At 38.0% G+C, this 16,151-nt stretch carries 18 protein-coding genes; 10 read left to right on the top strand and 8 right to left on the bottom strand.

The annotated features are described in order from the left end of the window. Positions 1-348: 348 nt before the first annotated feature. Entirely contained in the window at positions 349-1,059 is a 711-nt protein-coding gene (locus BC008_RS10740) for a hypothetical protein (RefSeq protein WP_027846298.1), read from the bottom strand. Between the two features lie 121 nt (positions 1,060-1,180). Continuing rightward, the gene (locus tag BC008_RS10735; RefSeq protein ID WP_027846299.1) at positions 1,181-2,731 is read right to left on the bottom strand and encodes an FAD-dependent monooxygenase family protein; all 1,551 of its coding nucleotides are present in this window, start codon (positions 2,729-2,731) and stop codon (positions 1,181-1,183) included. Between the two features lie 210 nt (positions 2,732-2,941). Here BC008_RS10735 and BC008_RS10730 point away from each other — a divergent pair, with 210 nt between their 5' ends. Together BC008_RS10730 and BC008_RS46300 are read left to right on the top strand one after the other, a co-directional pair. After that, entirely contained in the window at positions 2,942-4,273 is a 1,332-nt protein-coding gene (locus BC008_RS10730; RefSeq protein ID WP_058183519.1) for a PAS domain S-box protein, read from the top strand. Continuing rightward, the gene (locus tag BC008_RS46300; protein ID WP_082650536.1) at positions 4,243-4,479 is read left to right on the top strand and encodes an EAL domain-containing protein; all 237 of its coding nucleotides are present in this window, start codon (positions 4,243-4,245) and stop codon (positions 4,477-4,479) included. Before BC008_RS10730 ends, BC008_RS46300 begins: the two co-directional genes overlap by 31 nt. A gap of 357 nt (positions 4,480-4,836) precedes the next feature. Here BC008_RS46300 and BC008_RS10725 read toward each other — a convergent pair whose 3' ends face one another. The 5 genes from BC008_RS10725 to BC008_RS10705 all read right to left on the bottom strand — a co-directional run bounded on the left by BC008_RS10725 (position 4,837) and on the right by BC008_RS10705 (position 9,170). Next, positions 4,837-5,796: a class I SAM-dependent methyltransferase gene (locus BC008_RS10725; RefSeq protein WP_027846301.1), complete on the bottom strand. Its 960-nt coding sequence runs from the start codon at positions 5,794-5,796 to the stop codon at positions 4,837-4,839. Between the two features lie 377 nt (positions 5,797-6,173). Next, positions 6,174-7,922: an AAA family ATPase gene (locus BC008_RS10720; RefSeq protein ID WP_027846828.1), complete on the bottom strand. Its 1,749-nt coding sequence runs from the start codon at positions 7,920-7,922 to the stop codon at positions 6,174-6,176. After that, positions 7,909-8,169: a hypothetical protein gene (locus tag BC008_RS10715; RefSeq protein WP_027846829.1), complete on the bottom strand. Its 261-nt coding sequence runs from the start codon at positions 8,167-8,169 to the stop codon at positions 7,909-7,911. The genes BC008_RS10720 and BC008_RS10715 overlap by 14 nt, the downstream gene beginning before the upstream one ends. 84 nt (positions 8,170-8,253) lie before the next feature. Continuing rightward, on the bottom strand, positions 8,254-8,487 hold the full coding sequence (locus BC008_RS50455; RefSeq protein WP_058183518.1) for a hypothetical protein: 234 nt from the start codon (positions 8,485-8,487) through the stop codon (positions 8,254-8,256). A gap of 488 nt (positions 8,488-8,975) precedes the next feature. Then, the gene (locus tag BC008_RS10705; RefSeq protein WP_153009563.1) at positions 8,976-9,170 is read right to left on the bottom strand and encodes a hypothetical protein; all 195 of its coding nucleotides are present in this window, start codon (positions 9,168-9,170) and stop codon (positions 8,976-8,978) included. Between the two features lie 543 nt (positions 9,171-9,713). On the opposite strand from BC008_RS10705, the gene BC008_RS10700 reads away from it, so the two are divergent. Next, positions 9,714-10,244: a P-loop NTPase family protein gene (locus tag BC008_RS10700; RefSeq protein WP_027846986.1), complete on the top strand. Its 531-nt coding sequence runs from the start codon at positions 9,714-9,716 to the stop codon at positions 10,242-10,244. 43 nt (positions 10,245-10,287) lie between these two features. On the opposite strand, the gene BC008_RS10695 is transcribed toward BC008_RS10700, so the two are convergent. After that, positions 10,288-11,760 carry an RNA-guided endonuclease InsQ/TnpB family protein gene (locus BC008_RS10695; protein ID WP_235595849.1) on the bottom strand — a complete coding sequence of 491 codons (1,473 nt, stop codon included), beginning with the start codon at positions 11,758-11,760 and terminating at the stop codon, positions 10,288-10,290. A gap of 59 nt (positions 11,761-11,819) precedes the next feature. Here BC008_RS10695 and BC008_RS10690 point away from each other — a divergent pair, with 59 nt between their 5' ends. From BC008_RS10690 to BC008_RS10660, 7 genes are all read left to right on the top strand, one after another. Further along, a complete protein-coding gene (locus BC008_RS10690) occupies positions 11,820-12,002 on the top strand; it encodes a hypothetical protein (RefSeq protein WP_027846391.1) in 183 nt (60 codons plus the stop codon). Between the two features lie 146 nt (positions 12,003-12,148). Beyond that, complete coding sequence (locus BC008_RS10685; protein ID WP_027846390.1) at positions 12,149-12,418, top strand: hypothetical protein; 270 nt, start codon at positions 12,149-12,151, stop codon at positions 12,416-12,418. Between the two features lie 85 nt (positions 12,419-12,503). Next, on the top strand, positions 12,504-13,082 hold the full coding sequence (locus BC008_RS10680) for a TetR/AcrR family transcriptional regulator (RefSeq protein WP_027846389.1): 579 nt from the start codon (positions 12,504-12,506) through the stop codon (positions 13,080-13,082). 181 nt (positions 13,083-13,263) lie between these two features. Next, positions 13,264-13,542: a glutaredoxin 3 gene (grxC, locus tag BC008_RS10675; protein ID WP_027846388.1), complete on the top strand. Its 279-nt coding sequence runs from the start codon at positions 13,264-13,266 to the stop codon at positions 13,540-13,542. Between the two features lie 164 nt (positions 13,543-13,706). After that, positions 13,707-14,306: a glutathione S-transferase family protein gene (locus BC008_RS10670; protein ID WP_027846387.1), complete on the top strand. Its 600-nt coding sequence runs from the start codon at positions 13,707-13,709 to the stop codon at positions 14,304-14,306. 309 nt (positions 14,307-14,615) lie between these two features. Further along, positions 14,616-14,858 carry a hypothetical protein gene (locus BC008_RS10665; RefSeq protein ID WP_027846386.1) on the top strand — a complete coding sequence of 81 codons (243 nt, stop codon included), beginning with the start codon at positions 14,616-14,618 and terminating at the stop codon, positions 14,856-14,858. A 99-nt stretch (positions 14,859-14,957) separates the two neighbouring features. Continuing rightward, a complete protein-coding gene (locus BC008_RS10660) occupies positions 14,958-15,962 on the top strand; it encodes an NAD(P)/FAD-dependent oxidoreductase (protein ID WP_027846385.1) in 1,005 nt (334 codons plus the stop codon). The last annotated feature ends 189 nt before the right edge of the window (positions 15,963-16,151 follow it).

Below are 16,151 nucleotides of genomic sequence, written 5' to 3'. Positions count from 1 at the left end.
CATATTCTACGACACATGCTCTACTTTTGTTCCTTCTTCTTTTTTCTTCTTACCCCGACTTACTGAGCGGATACGGTAAATAGGTAATAGGTAATGGGTAATAGGTAATGGGTAATAGGTAATAATTAATAGAAAAGGAAATAAATTAAGTTTGTGCAGCGCGTACAAATTACGTTAGCGCCTAGCGACAGCGTACCGGACCCGTGGGTAGCGCAGCTATAGGTATTGCGTGTCCGTTAGCCCGCACCTGACGGTGTTCAGCGTAGCTGCGTCAACAAACGGCTCCGTCGCGTACAATAGGACACATTACGTTCGTCCGTCAGGATGCGTGTCACTACGAACTACGAATTATAAATTATGTATTCCAAAGAGATATGCCATAGCTTGGATAATACTTAGATAAAAATTTCCTTCCTTTTCACGGAATAATTGAAATGGAGAACCTGGAGTACCAAAAAATGGTCTCAATGTCCAACCTAATTGACTCCCAACAAATGCATAAAGAAATAACCAGTATTGAATGATTTTACTGCGGGTATTACTTCCTTCCCCTTCCTGTTCTATAACTATTTTTGCTGATTTGTACAAAAACAATATACCTATTAACCCAGTAATTGCAAACAGAATTACATTTAATAAGATTAGGAATTGGTAATTGCTGGTGCTAATCATAAAAAATAGCGTTATTGGTGCAAAACTAAATAGCAAGACGCTAGTGATTGCGATCGCAGTCATGACCAAAGCAAAGTATTGACCAAAGCTTCGTTTAGAGCCAAAAATAATATTGGCAAAAAACAAAGTAGGCAAACAAATTATTAAAGTAATTAAATACAATGCGGGTAATTTTACTGCTGATGCTAAGGCTTGCATCCAGCTATGATAAGCTCCAATAATTCCACCATATATAGCTAAAAACAAGGAACTACAGACTAATAAAGAAGTTATCTTAATCATTAATCTGTGTCCCTGACGGATTTCCTCTAAGAAACCCTGACGTTCCCGCAATAAACCAGTTAATACTGCAAAATATTTTATTCCTTGAGATTCTTTATCTGCCATTTGATTTTATTGTTTCTTATATTTATAGGCTAACAATGAGAATTTTGCAGTATTTTTTTGATAAAGTTTTACATCTTTATTAACTATATATATTTGCAAAGATAGTTAACCTAATTGTGAATCATTTACTATCCAAATGATAATCACTTCCCGAGCCATATTTCCAAGCATCAAACCAACGACCCAAGTAATATTTGGGGACTCCCGGTAAACTGTTCAATAAGGGTTTTAACATCAAACTTAGTTTAAATAAAACCGAATAAACCCCTAAGTTGATATAATGTATTATCCAATGTAATAAAGCTCCCAAACCCACTTGAGGAAAAATTTGCAATACCAATTTGGGATGAAATATTCCGATAGTAAGTAAACTTTTTGTAAGGGCACTAAACTGGACTATATCTTGCAAAAAAGGTTTGAGTACAGATTCACCTAGTTTTTCCATCCTTTGAAAAACAACTGATAGTAATTGGTTGATTTGTTCGGGGTTAATTTTTTGATTTGCACCCACACTCATTGCTTTTTGAAATAACCAAGTTACTGTTAAGCTTGGCTGATAAGGTTGTAATAGTTTTAAGCCTTTGGCTGATAGTTGTTCTGTTTGCAATGCTTCTTCAATTCCTGAAGCCAAACGCGGTAGATGACGCACCATAGCCCCAAAACCCCCAAAGCTTAGGGGAGATTGACTTCCACTACTATCCCCTATCGGTAAAATTCGATCCCAAGGTGTTCTGAGGGGACTTTGACGATAGGAAGGGAAAAAGCCAAATAGCGCCCGCTTAAATTTCAATTGCGACAATTTTACACTCTGATATTCTGGCATCAGGCGTAGATAATCCTCATATAGCGTCTCTAAACTCTGACGTTGGGGATTTGTATCCATATAGGTAAACATGTAGGTCGTTCTACCATCCTTGGCTGGAAAAGCCTCCCAAAAGTACTGACACTGTTTTTGCACGGGGGTAAAAGATACAAACAAGTCGCCGGTCTTGTTTTCCGGAAAACCTTCAGCACAACTTCCCACTACTAAACAAATTGCATCCGGTTTCTTTCCCTTCCGAGCTTGCTGTGCAATAGGTGAAAAATGTCCCATCGCATCTATCAATAGCCTGGTTTTAAATTGATTGTTAACATTGACGCCATTGGGATGAACTACAGCATCGACAAAAGATGTACTTTCAAACAATTTTCCTCCAGCCTTTAAAAACTTTTGTTTTAAGGTTTCTAGTAAGTACACCGGGTACACCCCAATATTAAGAACCCCTTTAACCCAAATATCTGGACTACCTTGAAAGCCAACCCTTGCTGGATTGTATTCGGTAACGATAGCTGTTTCCAATTCTTCCTTAGTGAGTAAATTTAATTGTAAAAATACTTCTAATTCCTGGCGAGATATATTCCACTCCTGCTCTCTACCTTGTAAAGTACCGCGTTCAATTATCGCTACTCGCCAACCTTGCATAACTAAAGCACAACCGATTAAAATGCCTAATGTGCCACCAGAAATCACAACATCCCAGCTTACTTGTTCTAAGGGATGTGGATTTTCCTTCACTACCATTGGCACGGGTGCGCTACCTTCCCTGATGGATTTTAATACGCGATCGCCTTGGCGTAACTTTCCTAAAATATCGCCTGGTAATGTCTTGAGAACTTCTTCTGTTAAAGTCATATTAGTTTTTGTTAAGTAAGTTTACTTATTTTTATCCTACGCTAACTGAATCTTCTAACTGCAACATCTGCCAATATAAATGTTATTTTCCAACTAAACTAAAAAGTAAACTCAGTATTAAACATCAATCAAATTACCTAATATAATTCACATTAATATATAAATTTGAGAACGTGATGTATATTCATGTGTAAGTTTCATGAGTAAATCATGAGTCAATCTGATAGCTTGAGAGTTGCTATTGATGTTAATCCGCCTTGCATATCATTGGAAACGACTGTAGCTGAAGTCGTTTTGAGAATGAATCAAGGTTCCCTACCCAGGTTACGAAAATCTTCGATACTGGAAGAAAAATCGACTCAAAAACGTTATAGTTATGCGCTGGTTATGGGTGATGGCGAACTTCGAGGTATTCTTACCGAACGTGACATTGTTCGTCTTGCAGTCCAAAATCTTGATTTCGAGGGTACTCCAGTTAATCGGGTTATGAGTTCCCCCGTTAAGACTCTCCTGTTTCATCATATAGATTCTTCCCTTGCGGTAATAAATTTCTTCCGTATCCATCGCATACGTCACCTTCCCATACTTGACAAACAAGGGAATTTGATGGGAACCGTCACACCAGAAAGTATTCGCGCAACGATGCAGTCAACTGATTTATTACGGCTAAGAACGGTAGAAGAATCAATGACTGGAGAAGTGGTTACTGTTTCTTCTAACGCAACTATCATCACCGCAGTTAGTTTAATGTTAAAAAATCAGGTGAGTTGTGTAGTAATCATTGAAAATCAAGGGATAAATATATACTCGGCTGGGATTATTACCGAACGAGATTTGAAGTTAGTTCGTGAAATCTTTACTAATTTTCTGGTACGCAAACAAACTGATGAAGAATTACGGCAATATCAACATCATTTGGAAAGCTTAGTTGACTTGAGAACAAAATTGTGGAGAAGAAGTGCCGCATGCTATCAGCACCTATATGAGAATACCCCAGTAATGCTGCATTCAATAAATATTAAAGGGGAACTGGTCAGTGTTAGTAATATGTGGTTGCACAATCTTGGCTATGAACATCACGAAGTTATAGGACGTAAATATCTTGAATTCCTAACTCAGAAATCACAACAATACGCACAACAAAAATTTCCAGAATATTTACAAAATGGTATTTGTATAGATATTCCTTATCAAATGGTTTGTAAAAATGGTAAGGTCATTGATATTTTACTTAGTGCAATCGCCCAAAAGGATGAAACTGGTCAAATTGTCCGTTCATTAGCTGTTATGACTGATGTTACAGAACGTAATATTGCAGAAAAAGCTCTTCAGGAAAGCGAGCAACGTTTTCGGCGAATGGCTGACGCTGCACCTGTTTTGATTTGGAGTTCGAGAGCAGATAAATTTTGTGACTATTTGAGCAAGGGATGGCTGGATTTTACTGGACGCACTTTAGAACAAGAAATGGGTGATGGCTGGACAGAGGGTGTTCATCCAGATGACTTAAAACGCTGTTTGGATACTTACCTGTTGATTTCCTGAAAATTGATGGAAAATTCATTAGAGATATTTCCCAAGATCCCACAACCTATGCAATTGTGGAATCTATTAACCATGTTGGACATGTGATGGGTTTAGAAACCATTGCGGAAAATATTGAGAATATACAAACTATTCATATGCTACAAAATATTGGTGTTGATTATATCCAAGGATTTGCTGTTGCACAGCCAAAACCTTGGATATAAGGAAACAGCAAACAGGTAACCAATAACTGGGGATTGGGGATAGCACTGCGTGCCACCTTGCGGCATATAGCGACTGGGGATTGGGGATAGAAACTCATTACTATGCGCAATACCTAGAGCTTTTATGGCGACGGCAGAGTCTCTAGCTATAGCTGCGCTACCTACGGAACTGCTACCTTGCGGTTAAGCCTTACGGCAGAGCCTATGACTACGTCACCTTACGGATTCGGCGACGACAAAGCCTCTTGCTGCGCTAACGTCGTCAGACGCGTGCATTCGTCTTTAGACGCGTCCAAACCGGTACGCTTACGCTAGGCGCTAACATTACTTCTTACTCCTTACTTCCGCGTAGCGTTATCAGTTGGGTTTTTTGGCGATAATTGTTCGATGTCGGGGATCGCTTGCAACTGTTACTGGCTCTTTAAAACCAACCGAGTGTAATGTTTCCTCAATATCAAAGGTGTAATAATCATCGCTCCAAGGTTCTGTACTTTTCATTAATGTAAACAGTACCGGTGGGAGGTTTTGAATTACGGGAGACTTGGGGTTATTATCTACCAAAGCAATACAACCACCCGGACGCAACAAACGTAAAACTTCTTGAAAAATTTGCTTGCTAGCAGTTCCAGGGAGTTCGTGGGTGACAAATTGTAGAGTTACTAAGTCAAAGGAATCATCTGGAAGTCCTGTGTTTTCTGCTCGGGCGTGCAACCATTGAGATATTTCACCTTTAACATCTATTTCTTTGGCAACGGCTAGCATATAAGGGGATAGATCTAAGCCAACTGTACGAACGGCATCGGTTTGCTTATCTTGATAGTAGCGATGTAAGGTCAAAGTCGAAATACCCACCGAACAACCAATATCTAAAATATCTTTAACTTGCGGGGGATGATATTTTGAATTTGCTAGAACCTGATGGAAACTCGATCTCAATCGCTCTTGAGCAACTTCCCAAGTCAAATCTTTTTCTTTTGGCCAAACTCTCAATCCCATTGAATAGGTAGCGCTGGGAGCTTCAAAAGCAGCTTTCCAGCACAGGTTACCTTCAGGGTAAGCGTGGAAAGGTACTTGATAGTAATCTGGGTAAACTACATCTGGGTTTATAACTTCCCCTAACTTTTCTTTGATTCCCGATGCTTGGAATTTTTCGTAGTTTTCCCGCCAGGGAACACCCTTCTTCTCGGCAGTTTTTATTATTACTTGCCTTGCTTGATGTTTCATCAGGGCATAGATTGGTTTGGTCTGGATCATTAAGTTGACGCAGCGCGATAGCAAGTCTTCACCAGCCCAGTCAGGTTTAAGTTTTGCGTTCATCAATTAAATCGTAACAGCAAGACAACTCCCTTATTTTAAGATTGAGATTCATGGGAATATTCAAACAACAATTGAAAAAATAATTCTTTACTTGTAGGGGCGCACCAACGTGCGCCCTAATGATTAAAATGCTTCTACTACTACACCACATTAATTTTGATAGGTAAATTAAGGTTCGTAGTAGCGCTTTAGCGCTTTAATATCAAGACTTTACNACCCTCAGAACTTATGTGGTGGAGTACTACTTCTAATTTTGAACCTTCTGGAATTTACGACCTTCACTTGAGGCAATCGCTCTCCTAGTTATTTAACATGGGTGATGATCCCAATTAATTTATCTTGTTGTCGTAAAGATTCTAGAATTTGGTGAACAGTTTCTAATGTTTCTCCATCCAAAGTACCAAATCCCTCATCCAAAAGTAAGCTACTTCTAGTTTAACTTTTTGATTGTTGTAGTCTGCGATTTGTTTTTGCCAGGTTTTTTGATGCTTGGAATTATCCAGGGCATGCTTAAAACTTTCTTCAGTAAATTCAGAACTGACAAGTGCAGCTTGCCAATTTTGTTCTAATTCTGACTTTCTGATGGCTGTTTCTTCTGCGGATTTACTCGCTTCTTTATCCTTTGTTTCGTACTGAATTACTGTTTTATCAGCAACTTGATAAGATTCGTTAGCTTTTTGGAGTTGTTTTTCAAGCTTTTGTTTATCTTTTTCTAATTCAGCTTTTAAGTCCGCACAAGTTTTACCACCGGTAAGCTCGTGAAGTTTGATTTCAACTTCCTGTAATTGTTTTTCCCGACGTTCTACTTCTTGGTTTACGTCGTAATATTCCAATAATGCTGTTTTATGAGCATTTCTGTCAGCTTCTAAAATTTGTTCGGCTTGGATAAATATTGCAGCTAGGTCTTTTTTCTTTGCTAATTCAGCTTTTTCGGCTTGTTTTTGAGTATCTTGCAATTTAATTTCAGTCTGTTCTAATGATTTCTCTAGTTTGAATAAATTTTCTTGTCTCGTTGACTGATTTTTCTTATTCCTTTCTAGTTTTCCCTGATATTGTTGTCTTTGTTGTTCGTAATTTTCGGCAGATTTGAGAGCTTCTTCTCGTATTTTTATTTGAGGTGCTATTTTTTGCTGATGGACTTTTATTTGTTCGAGTTTTTGCTTGTGTTTTTCTAATTCCTGTTGAGCTTGGTTTAAGTATTTTTCTACTGAAATAACAGCAGCTTGAGCTTTTTTATCCTCATCTCTTGCTGCTTTTAGCAAAGCATAATTATCCTTAATTTGGTCAGCTGCTTGCACTTGTTGTAATTGCAATATCAAATTCTCAATTTCTCTATCTTTAACACACAGTTTACTTAAATCATTTTGTAATTGAGACAGACGTTTAATATTTTCAAATAATTTCTCTGCTCGATCTAATTCCTGTTGTGCTTTTAATACTTTTTCTGTTAACAGAGGTGTTTCCTTTTCAATTGCTATTAAGTTCTGCTTTTTCTCTGTAATTTCAGAATCGCTAGGTATTTCTAAATCATTTTGCTGATTTTCTAGGATTTTATATTTACCTCTAAATATTTTTGCTTTTTCGCTAGCTTGCTTTCGCGTCCTTTCAAAAACTTCAAAACCAGCTAATTTTCGTAATATTGCACGACGCTTATCTTTTCTTCCTTTGATAAACCTATCAAGCTTACCTTGGGGTAATAAAATGATCCGTGTGAACTTTTTAAAGTCCATTCCCAAGATTTCTTCTACCCGCTTGGTGACAGCTTTTTCTTTAATCTCTAACTTTTCCCACTTATCATGATTTAGTTTCTCCAACACAACATCATTTTTTGCGGTTTTACCGCAGTTATACCAAGTTCGAGTGACTCTATATTCTACCTCTGGCACCTCAAATCGAAAACTAACTTTAAGATTATCCCTACATTGACTCACTATTTGACTAGCTTTTGCATTCTTACCGAAACGCGGCACATTACCGTAAAGTGCAAATGTAATAGCATCTAGTAGGGAAGTTTTACCCGCACCCGTCGGTCCTGTAATTGCGAATAAGTCCAGTTTGGAAAAATCTAAAGTTTGACGAGAACGAAAACTGGTGAAATTTTCTAATTCTAATTCAAGTGATCGCATTGTTCATCTCCTGATGTAATTGTTTAAATGCTTCTAAAACTGCTGTTGGTACTTCTTCTATCCCTTTGGTATAGGAATAATAATTCTGGAATTCTTTGACAGCATCGAATTTATAGTCTTCTTGCAATTCAACTCGTTTTTTTGGTTCAACTTTTGGGTAGCTAGGTTCAACAATCAAAGCTTGGGGACAAAGCTTACGTACCATTTCTGCTAAACCCATTTTGGAAATATTTAGTTTTACAACCACTTTTAAAAATCCTGGATGTTCCCCTTGAGCTTCTAAAGTTTCTTCTAAATTATCTTCATTACGTTCAATGACTTTTAAAGGTTTCTAACAAGGAATAGATATAAATTCAACTTTAGCCGGACGTCCAGGTTCTGCTTCAACTAAATTAAATCCTTTTTCTTCTTCTGCTTTTAAGTGACCGATTTCCTCGCAAATACTCCACAAACGACGCATTAAAGCTTCTGCGGTTGAAGGTGCATTTCTCCCTAACCAATTTAGCATTTCCGTTTGTACCAGCTTTCTGCGGATTTCTGGTTTATTATCCAAATGCGGTTTCACTGGTAGGTAAACCAATTCTGCTTTATTTCCCCATGGACAGGGAATAAATGTTTCTTTTGGTGCTTTTTGGTTACCTCCAAATCCTAAAATGCGATGGACTAAAATGCGATCGCATTTAGCTGTATGTCTATTTCTATCTACAACTACTGCACCAACAGCAATAGTACCAAAGACACATAATTTACAGTGTTTCCACTACCACCGACTAATACCAAATTCGATTCTTAAAACCCCTTTATATTTTTTGGGATTTCCTCCCACACTTCCCCTCTCAAGGGTAGGTATTTCGTATTTGGTCATTTTTTGGACGTTTTAGGCGATGTTTAAATCCTGAAACGACCAAACCACGTTAAGCAGTTGATAATTTTCTCAACTATTTCTGCAATACCAAAAAACCTACCCTTGAGAGCCACACTTCCCTCTCTCATTCTGAAAAGAGGTAATTAACCCAGATTTAGTATAAGGCTGCATCCATACGGCGACGACCATCAATAAAAACTAGTTTTTTTTGGTAATTCGGGTGGAACCCTTTTCTTACTGAAATCACTCCAGTTTGTTTCCTCTACACTATGGTCGACCTCACTCTCAGATGAAGAGAGTTCCTGTATTTCAATGGGAGGTTGATAGTCAGTACTCCAAGGGTCGAGTCGAAAGTTATTTTCTAGCCAAAAATAAAGTGACACATCAGTTTTTGCCCCCTTTTCCCCTTTTCCAAAATATTCCAAGTATTTATTGAATTAAAATAACACGTATATTTACTATAGCTTATTTGCTGTATACATTGATCGTCAAATCATAATTAAAATATTGTTGAAAACTTTAATTTTTTTTCTATCTATGAAATTATGAGTTTTTTTATATCTAATAATACTTTAAATCATCGAAATATCATCAATATGTGGTATTGTATTACCCCTGCGTTGCATGCTTATGAGCTTTAGCCGAAAGTTTTGTCAGTTCCGATTATGAATTTTGGTGAAATGTTTGAAATAGCAAGTTTTAAATTGAGTGGAATCGTTTTGATTTTTTCTTTGTGTTGACTAATATATCCAATCTATGTTGACAAGTTATGACTACAGGTTTAATCAAGCTATCTTAAAAATTTAAGGTTCCTAATGTGACACTTTAAAATGCAGAATATAAGATTTAATGGTTATCAATGATTATTAGTGATTATTGCCTGATGGAGAAGTAGTAAGTATGTGTAACCCATCAAACTACCACAAATGAAAAAAGTCGCAGTATTTGGTAAGCCAGGTGGTGGAAAATCAACATTTAGTAAAAACTTATCTGTAGCTACCGGTATTCCTTTGTACCAGCTAGATAAAATTGAGTATCTTACTGGAGGCGAAAAAGTTGCCGAAAATATTTACTTACAAAAGCATAATGAAATCTTAAAATCTGAAGCTTGGATAATAGATGGCTTAGGTACGATCGCAACATTTAGAGAACGGTTATCTGAAGCTGATACCTTAATTTATATCGATCTTCCCCTAAGAGTTCATTATTGGTGGGTAACAAAAAGATTATTTAAAAGTCCTCTTTTCAAACCTGAAGGTTGGCCTGATAAAAGTCCAATGATACAAAGTACCATTACAAGTTGGGTAAATCTGCGAAATTCTCCCAAACTATGGACACCTGAATTTAGCAAAAAACTTGCAGGAATGTCTGAATACAAGTCGGTGTATCATATATCTTCAGTAAAAGAGCTTAAGAATTTTATTGATAATTTTATTAATAGGAAAACCAGTTCATAACAATTAATCTTTGTGGATGTTCAGTAATTGACATCTCCCCCGGTTAAAACACGGGGGATTCTAAGCTGATGTTGCTACGTCGGATGGAATCCGGACTACGCAACTGTTGTGAGTGCGAGACGTCTTCAACAATTGTGAGTTTCTCGGATAGCGTCCGGCTTAGACAACGCTTACGATACGATTTAGTTAAATCATTAAATAAGTCATAACGTTGTGGGAGTGTCAAAGCTCCCCTAACCACCTTGGTTAGATCTAGATCTAACTGTGCGGCTACTTTTCTTGCAATATTCGCAGCACCATTGCAATCAGCATTAATCAAAAAACATGAGCCAGTTTTATACAATCCGCGCTTAACTCTTGTTCCCGAGGGCTTCCAGTTCTTGGGTTTTTCACCATATCTCGGTAAGGAGTCATTATCTAAAAATGATGCCTTGGATGTGTAAGACTCTTCAGTGATTGTTAAAACTATTCCATACTCTGGGCAAAATTGTTTTAAGCGCTCAATCAATCTCCCTGTTGGGATTAGAACAAAATTTTGATTACTGCGCTTACTCATCTTAGAACGCTGCTTCTGTCCGTCGTTCCAGCCAATAATCAAATTGCCAATACCATCATCCAAACAGCGGCTAACAATAAATCTAGCAGCTTTGTTGATGGCATCTCTCATTTGGTTGTTACGTTTGCGTTGCACTCTGTCAAGGTTGGCATCCCAGTAAAAATCTGACTTACCTTGCTTGTACTTGGCAATTAAACGGCAGTAGCCCTGGTTCATCGATCTAAGCTTACGACCATTGACAATTAAGCTTTTCCCTTGAGTTGAGATACCTGTTAACCAATTAGACCCACCGTGGTCATAACTCCAGGCTTGGGAATAATCAAGGTTAGGGTTATGAGTTATGGGCTGCTTGCCGTCATCAATAACCCAATCGATCCAGAATTCACCCAGGTTAGGGCGTATTGTTACTTCCTTTACCCAGTCAAAATCAATGAACTCTGGTAAGCAAAAGGATATCTGGTCGATTAAATGTGGCTTGGTTTCTTTACTCACAGATGGGTAAACTCGTCCATCTTTGTAAGCCAGTGCTTGTGCGGGAAATGTTACAGCCGCCAATCCTCCAGCCTTACGGTATCTAAGCAACCTAGGTCTATTAACTTCTCCCTTGTAATAAGCCCTTACCAACCCGTTATAAGAGGTTATAGACTCACCAACAGACTTTAATGTTTGTTGTGCTGCTTGTGCTGCTAGTGCTTTATAGTGTGGATTTTCCTTTAGGTCAGCACAAAGCTTCGCGTAACTTATGTCTTTGCATTGATAGGTTTTCCACCCATTACGCAACTCGTCACCTCGCCAATACAAGGATCGTGAATTATCCATCTCAGCCAGAGCAGCGTAATGTTTTTGCTTGACATAGTAGATTGCACAATTAATTAAACTGTTAGCGTTGCGACACTGGTCAGCCCAGTAATCATTCTCCCAGTCATTAAAATTACCGTTAACCGGAATTGTTTTGTACAAAGTTGACTCACCTCCTTGCCTTTGCTAATCTATACCTAGGTTATACGGCATAGCTAAAAATGTCAATAAGAAAAGGTCAGAAGGGTTTAAAAAATACTCCCTATATTTATGACGAAGTGAAGAAGAAGCACACGCTTGCATTTACCCCTACAGCCTGGGAATTGTTACAAGTTAAAGCTAAAGAACAAGGTGTAAGTGTGAGCGAAATGATAGAACAATGGATAAGAAAGACGGCAGGATGAATCCTACCGTTCAGTTTTCCCCACTGAAGTGGTGCGCTTTAGCGTACATCCCCTGGTTAAAACTCAGGGGCTCTCAACTTCTCGCTAATTTCTGGTAGTATCCTGGAATAAACATTAAATTATTAGGGTCTTAAGCGTTTCAGGTGATGAATAGAACAAAATGGTCACCTCTTTATAAGTCTGAAGATTGGTGGGCTGTGTGGCTTGGTTTGCTACTATCAGTTATCTACATGAAGAAAAGTAAATCTAGGTTTTTGATGTTTGCAACGATTATTGTGAGTGTACCTTTAGTTTTATGGTGCTTAAATACTTTGATTCAAAGTGGTTATTTTGGTCCTATAGTTCAGAAAATCTACACTGAGAATCGTGATGCTTCTGCTATTTTTTGGACTGATACGGAAACTTCACCGGAATAAAATCATCATGAACTGCAGTTAGATTGTAATATTTGACAAATCTTCCTACCTACTAGTAGGATAGTAATGTTAGAAAAATAAATTCATGAAACAGACAGATACCAAAACCCTAATTCTGGATGTAGCTCAAGAGTTAATTCAACGTCTTGGCGTAAATTGCATGAGCTATCAAGATATTAGTAACAGCGTAGGGATTCGTAAGGCAAGTATCCACACACATTTTCCTCGAAAGGATGATTTGTTGGCTGCTCTGCTAGATCGTTATAGCGATCGCTTTCTACGGATGGTGGATGGTATTCTTGCTTCTAGCGATACACCCGAAGTTAAATTAAGGCGTTATTGCGGACTGTTTGAAACTACCCTTAGTAGTGGCGATCGGGATAAAGTTTGCCTGTGTGCGATGCTAGGGGCTGAACTAAAAACCTTAAATCATCCATTAGTAGAGCGGGTTCGCTGTTTCTATGAAGCTAACGAGGAACGGCTAGTAACTCTACTGAATGATGGTCGTGCTGATGGTAGTTTTCGCATTGATGAAGATGTACAGACCACAGCTAGTTTGATTTTTGGATTGCTGGAAGGGGGTATGTTAGTTGCTCGGGTTCGAGGAGGTTCTGACCAGTTCCACCAGGTAATAGAACAATTAATGCAGTTTATCAAAGTCTAATTTCTCAGGAAAAACTAATCTTTGATTTTTTTTAACGTGTTACCATCCAACTAGTAGGAAGTAGGTCAATCGTTATATTAACGAGTGATAGGTTTCTTTGCAATTAGTTTGATTTTGACTAGTGTAATTCGAATTTCTCATCTAGTAAACATTGACTTAGTAAATAGCAGAGGTATTGGTTATGGCGAATGTAGAAATCTACACCTGGAGTACTTGTCCATTTTGTATTCGTGCAAAACAACTCCTCAATCGAAAAGGTGTTGAATACACCGAATATGTTATTGATGGTGACGAAACAGCCAGAGATCGGATGGTGGTGAGGGGTACGGATGGTAAGCGTTCTGTACCGCAGATTTTTATTAATAACAAGCATATCGGTGGTAGCAATGACCTCTATGGCTTGGAAAGACAAGGAGAGTTAGATGCGTTGTTGAACCAAGATCCGGTACAAATGTCGTAATGATTTGACTCAGCAATAATATTTAAAATATCTATTGCTGTAAAGGGTGGATTGATAATGCAATAAGGTTAATATTTAACTTTTAGTTTTCAAGACACCCATATTTATGTTTCACATTTGTATTTCATCTTTATATCTAGAGAAACTGTATTGGGACAAGCACAATGATTAAGCTCTATGGTCACGAAATGTCTGGTAATAGTTATAAAGTGCGTCTGTTACTGGAGCTTTTAAATATCGAATACGAGTGGGTTAAGGTCGATCTGATGAAAGGCGAACATAAGTCTACCGAATACTTGACACTCAATCCTTTTGGACAAGTTCCTTTACTAATTGATGGGGATATCCAACTTGCAGATGCTCAGGCAATTTTGGTTTACTTAGGACGACAATATGGTGGAGATAAATGGCTTCCCTCAGATGCATCACCTCTAGCACAGGTATCTCGTTGGTTATCGATTGCAGCGGGAGAAGTTCGTCAAGGTCCTGAGAATGCGAGACTTTACCATTTGTTTAGGGTGACCAATATCAATATCGATCGCGCGCATCAAAAAGCCAAATATATTTTGAGCCAATTGGAAAAGCATTTAAGTATGCGTAAATGGCTAGAATTTGAGCGTCCCACGATTGCTGATATTGCTGTTTTTCCCTATGTTGCTCTGGCTAACGATGGCAAAATCGACCTTAAACCCTATCCAAACCTACTGAATTGGATTGAGCGTATTAAAAAGTTACCCAATTATATTCCAATGACAGGAATCTAGAAAAATATATTTAATCCAAACAATTGGTTAATTTTCAATTGATTATCAATAAATATCCATAAGTCTATTCAAATTAAAAGTAGGTGAGTTATGTTTCAATAATTTGGAGACCAAAAGTTAATTGTAGTTGGTGGTACGAGTGGTATTGGCAAAAGCATTGCTAACCGATAAAGCCTCTTGGGTAACGGGTGCAGTTTGGGATGTTGATGGTGGTATAATGGCAGGTCGCAATTAATACGACTAGTTTAGGTCAAAGCGGATATTTTGAGATTAATAATCAGATTAATTAAAAGATGGTAGGTAGGAAAGATGAATAAATATAAGTTAGTTGACTGTAATTTTCACGATGAACTGGAAGCTTTAGCAATACTCAGGCAACTGTGTAAAATTATTTATCAAACAGAGGATGATACTATCTTAGAAGTAGACAGCCAAATTGTAGATGTATATGCTGCCAATCAAGAGGAATTTCTAAAATTGAAAGATGGCAACGAAATTAGGCTCGATCGCTTGATTTCAGTCAATGGTAAATCGATTCAGTTTGCCTGTTAATAATTTCAAAAACACAAAAAATACATAATATATCCACACAATAGATAGTACTACTCAAATAAAAAATATCTAATATTTAATACACCACTGGAGAAATCTATGAAACTTTCAACACACAATCTTTCTCAACGCGCAGACCATATTTACGATGTTCTAATTGTTGGGGGTGGTCCAGCTGGACTTTCCGCAGGTATTTATCTACAACGCTATTTACTCTCCACCCTCATCATCGACAAAGGTAAAGCTCGATCCTTCTGGATGCAGGAATTACATAACTATCTAGGCTTACCTCCGGACACCTCTGGTAGACATTTGTTGAAACATGGGAAAGATCATTATCTTTCTGTGGATGGCGATCATCTCAACGCTTATGTAGAGAGTGTTGTAGAAGAAGGAGATATTTTTGTGGTGAAAGTCCGAATTGGACGGAATAATCCCACCTACACAACTTTTCGCACTCGCTATTTGATTGCAGCCAGTGGTATTATTGATAATTTGCCCGTCCTCGATGATATGCAAAATGTTTTCGACTATGCAGGACATAACTTACATGTATGTCTGATTTGTGATGCCTACGAAATTCGAGGTCAACGCGTGGGTGTTTTTGGTAGGAGTGAAGGTAGCTTAGAAGTAGCATTCCCACTGGGTTGGTTTACACCTAACATTACAGTATTTACCAATGGAGGATTTGAAGTTGGAACAGAATTACGCTATCGCCTCGATGCTGAAGGTTACAAACTCGTAGAAAAACCGATTAAACAATTCCTTGGTATAAAGCATGAGCATCAAATGACAGGAGTTGAACTAAAAGACGGTACAGTTGTAGAACTTGATGCAGGTTTAGTATCTATGGGATCGAAGTATCATGCCGACTATCTGAAGGAGATTGAGTTAGACTATCAAGGTGGTAATCTAATTACCGACAAAATGAATCGCACATCTCATCCTCGCATCTTTGCAGTTGGAGATTTGAAATTAGGCATGAATCAAGTAATCGTTGCAGCTGCCGATGGAGCAGTTGCGGCGACTCAAATTTGGCGAGATATTCGTCGTAGTGAAGGGCGTCGCTCTTTTAATATCTCCTCAACTGAAAAGGTAGCTTAGGGTTTCTGCTATTGAGATAGTACTCATCTGAGGAAAATCATAAATCGATGCTCTCCTGTATAGTGTGCAGGGGAGCATCGATTAGCTTGGTTTCCTACAATATCCTTTCTGTATCGAATGGCACTAAGAAAAGCTGTAAGCTATGCAGAATAAGTACCACAGCTTTTTAAGGTATTGAAAATAAAAAGA

This window comes from Mastigocoleus testarum BC008 (genome assembly GCF_001456025.1).
GTDB classification, from domain to species: domain Bacteria; phylum Cyanobacteriota; class Cyanobacteriia; order Cyanobacteriales; family Nostocaceae; genus Mastigocoleus; species Mastigocoleus testarum.
The sequence above is the reverse complement of the archived record's forward strand: the minus strand, read 5'-3'. Positions and strand labels throughout refer to the sequence as shown.

Coding starts and splice junctions, on each gene's coding strand:
- BC008_RS10740 (WP_027846298.1), bottom strand. CDS start 1,059: ATGGCAGATAAAGAATCTCAAGGAATAAAATATTTTGCAGTATTAACT.
- BC008_RS10735 (WP_027846299.1), bottom strand. CDS start 2,731: ATGACTTTAACAGAAGAAGTTCTCAAGACATTACCAGGCGATATTTTA.
- BC008_RS10730 (WP_058183519.1), top strand. CDS start 2,942: ATGAGTCAATCTGATAGCTTGAGAGTTGCTATTGATGTTAATCCGCCT.
- BC008_RS10725 (WP_027846301.1), bottom strand. CDS start 5,796: ATGAACGCAAAACTTAAACCTGACTGGGCTGGTGAAGACTTGCTATCG.
- BC008_RS10720 (WP_027846828.1), bottom strand. CDS start 7,922: ATGCGATCACTTGAATTAGAATTAGAAAATTTCACCAGTTTTCGTTCT.
- BC008_RS10700 (WP_027846986.1), top strand. CDS start 9,714: ATGAAAAAAGTCGCAGTATTTGGTAAGCCAGGTGGTGGAAAATCAACA.
- BC008_RS10690 (WP_027846391.1), top strand. CDS start 11,820: ATGTCAATAAGAAAAGGTCAGAAGGGTTTAAAAAATACTCCCTATATT.
- BC008_RS10685 (WP_027846390.1), top strand. CDS start 12,149: ATGAATAGAACAAAATGGTCACCTCTTTATAAGTCTGAAGATTGGTGG.
- BC008_RS10680 (WP_027846389.1), top strand. CDS start 12,504: ATGAAACAGACAGATACCAAAACCCTAATTCTGGATGTAGCTCAAGAG.
- grxC (WP_027846388.1), top strand. CDS start 13,264: ATGGCGAATGTAGAAATCTACACCTGGAGTACTTGTCCATTTTGTATT.
- BC008_RS10670 (WP_027846387.1), top strand. CDS start 13,707: ATGATTAAGCTCTATGGTCACGAAATGTCTGGTAATAGTTATAAAGTG.
- BC008_RS10665 (WP_027846386.1), top strand. CDS start 14,616: ATGAATAAATATAAGTTAGTTGACTGTAATTTTCACGATGAACTGGAA.
- BC008_RS10660 (WP_027846385.1), top strand. CDS start 14,958: ATGAAACTTTCAACACACAATCTTTCTCAACGCGCAGACCATATTTAC.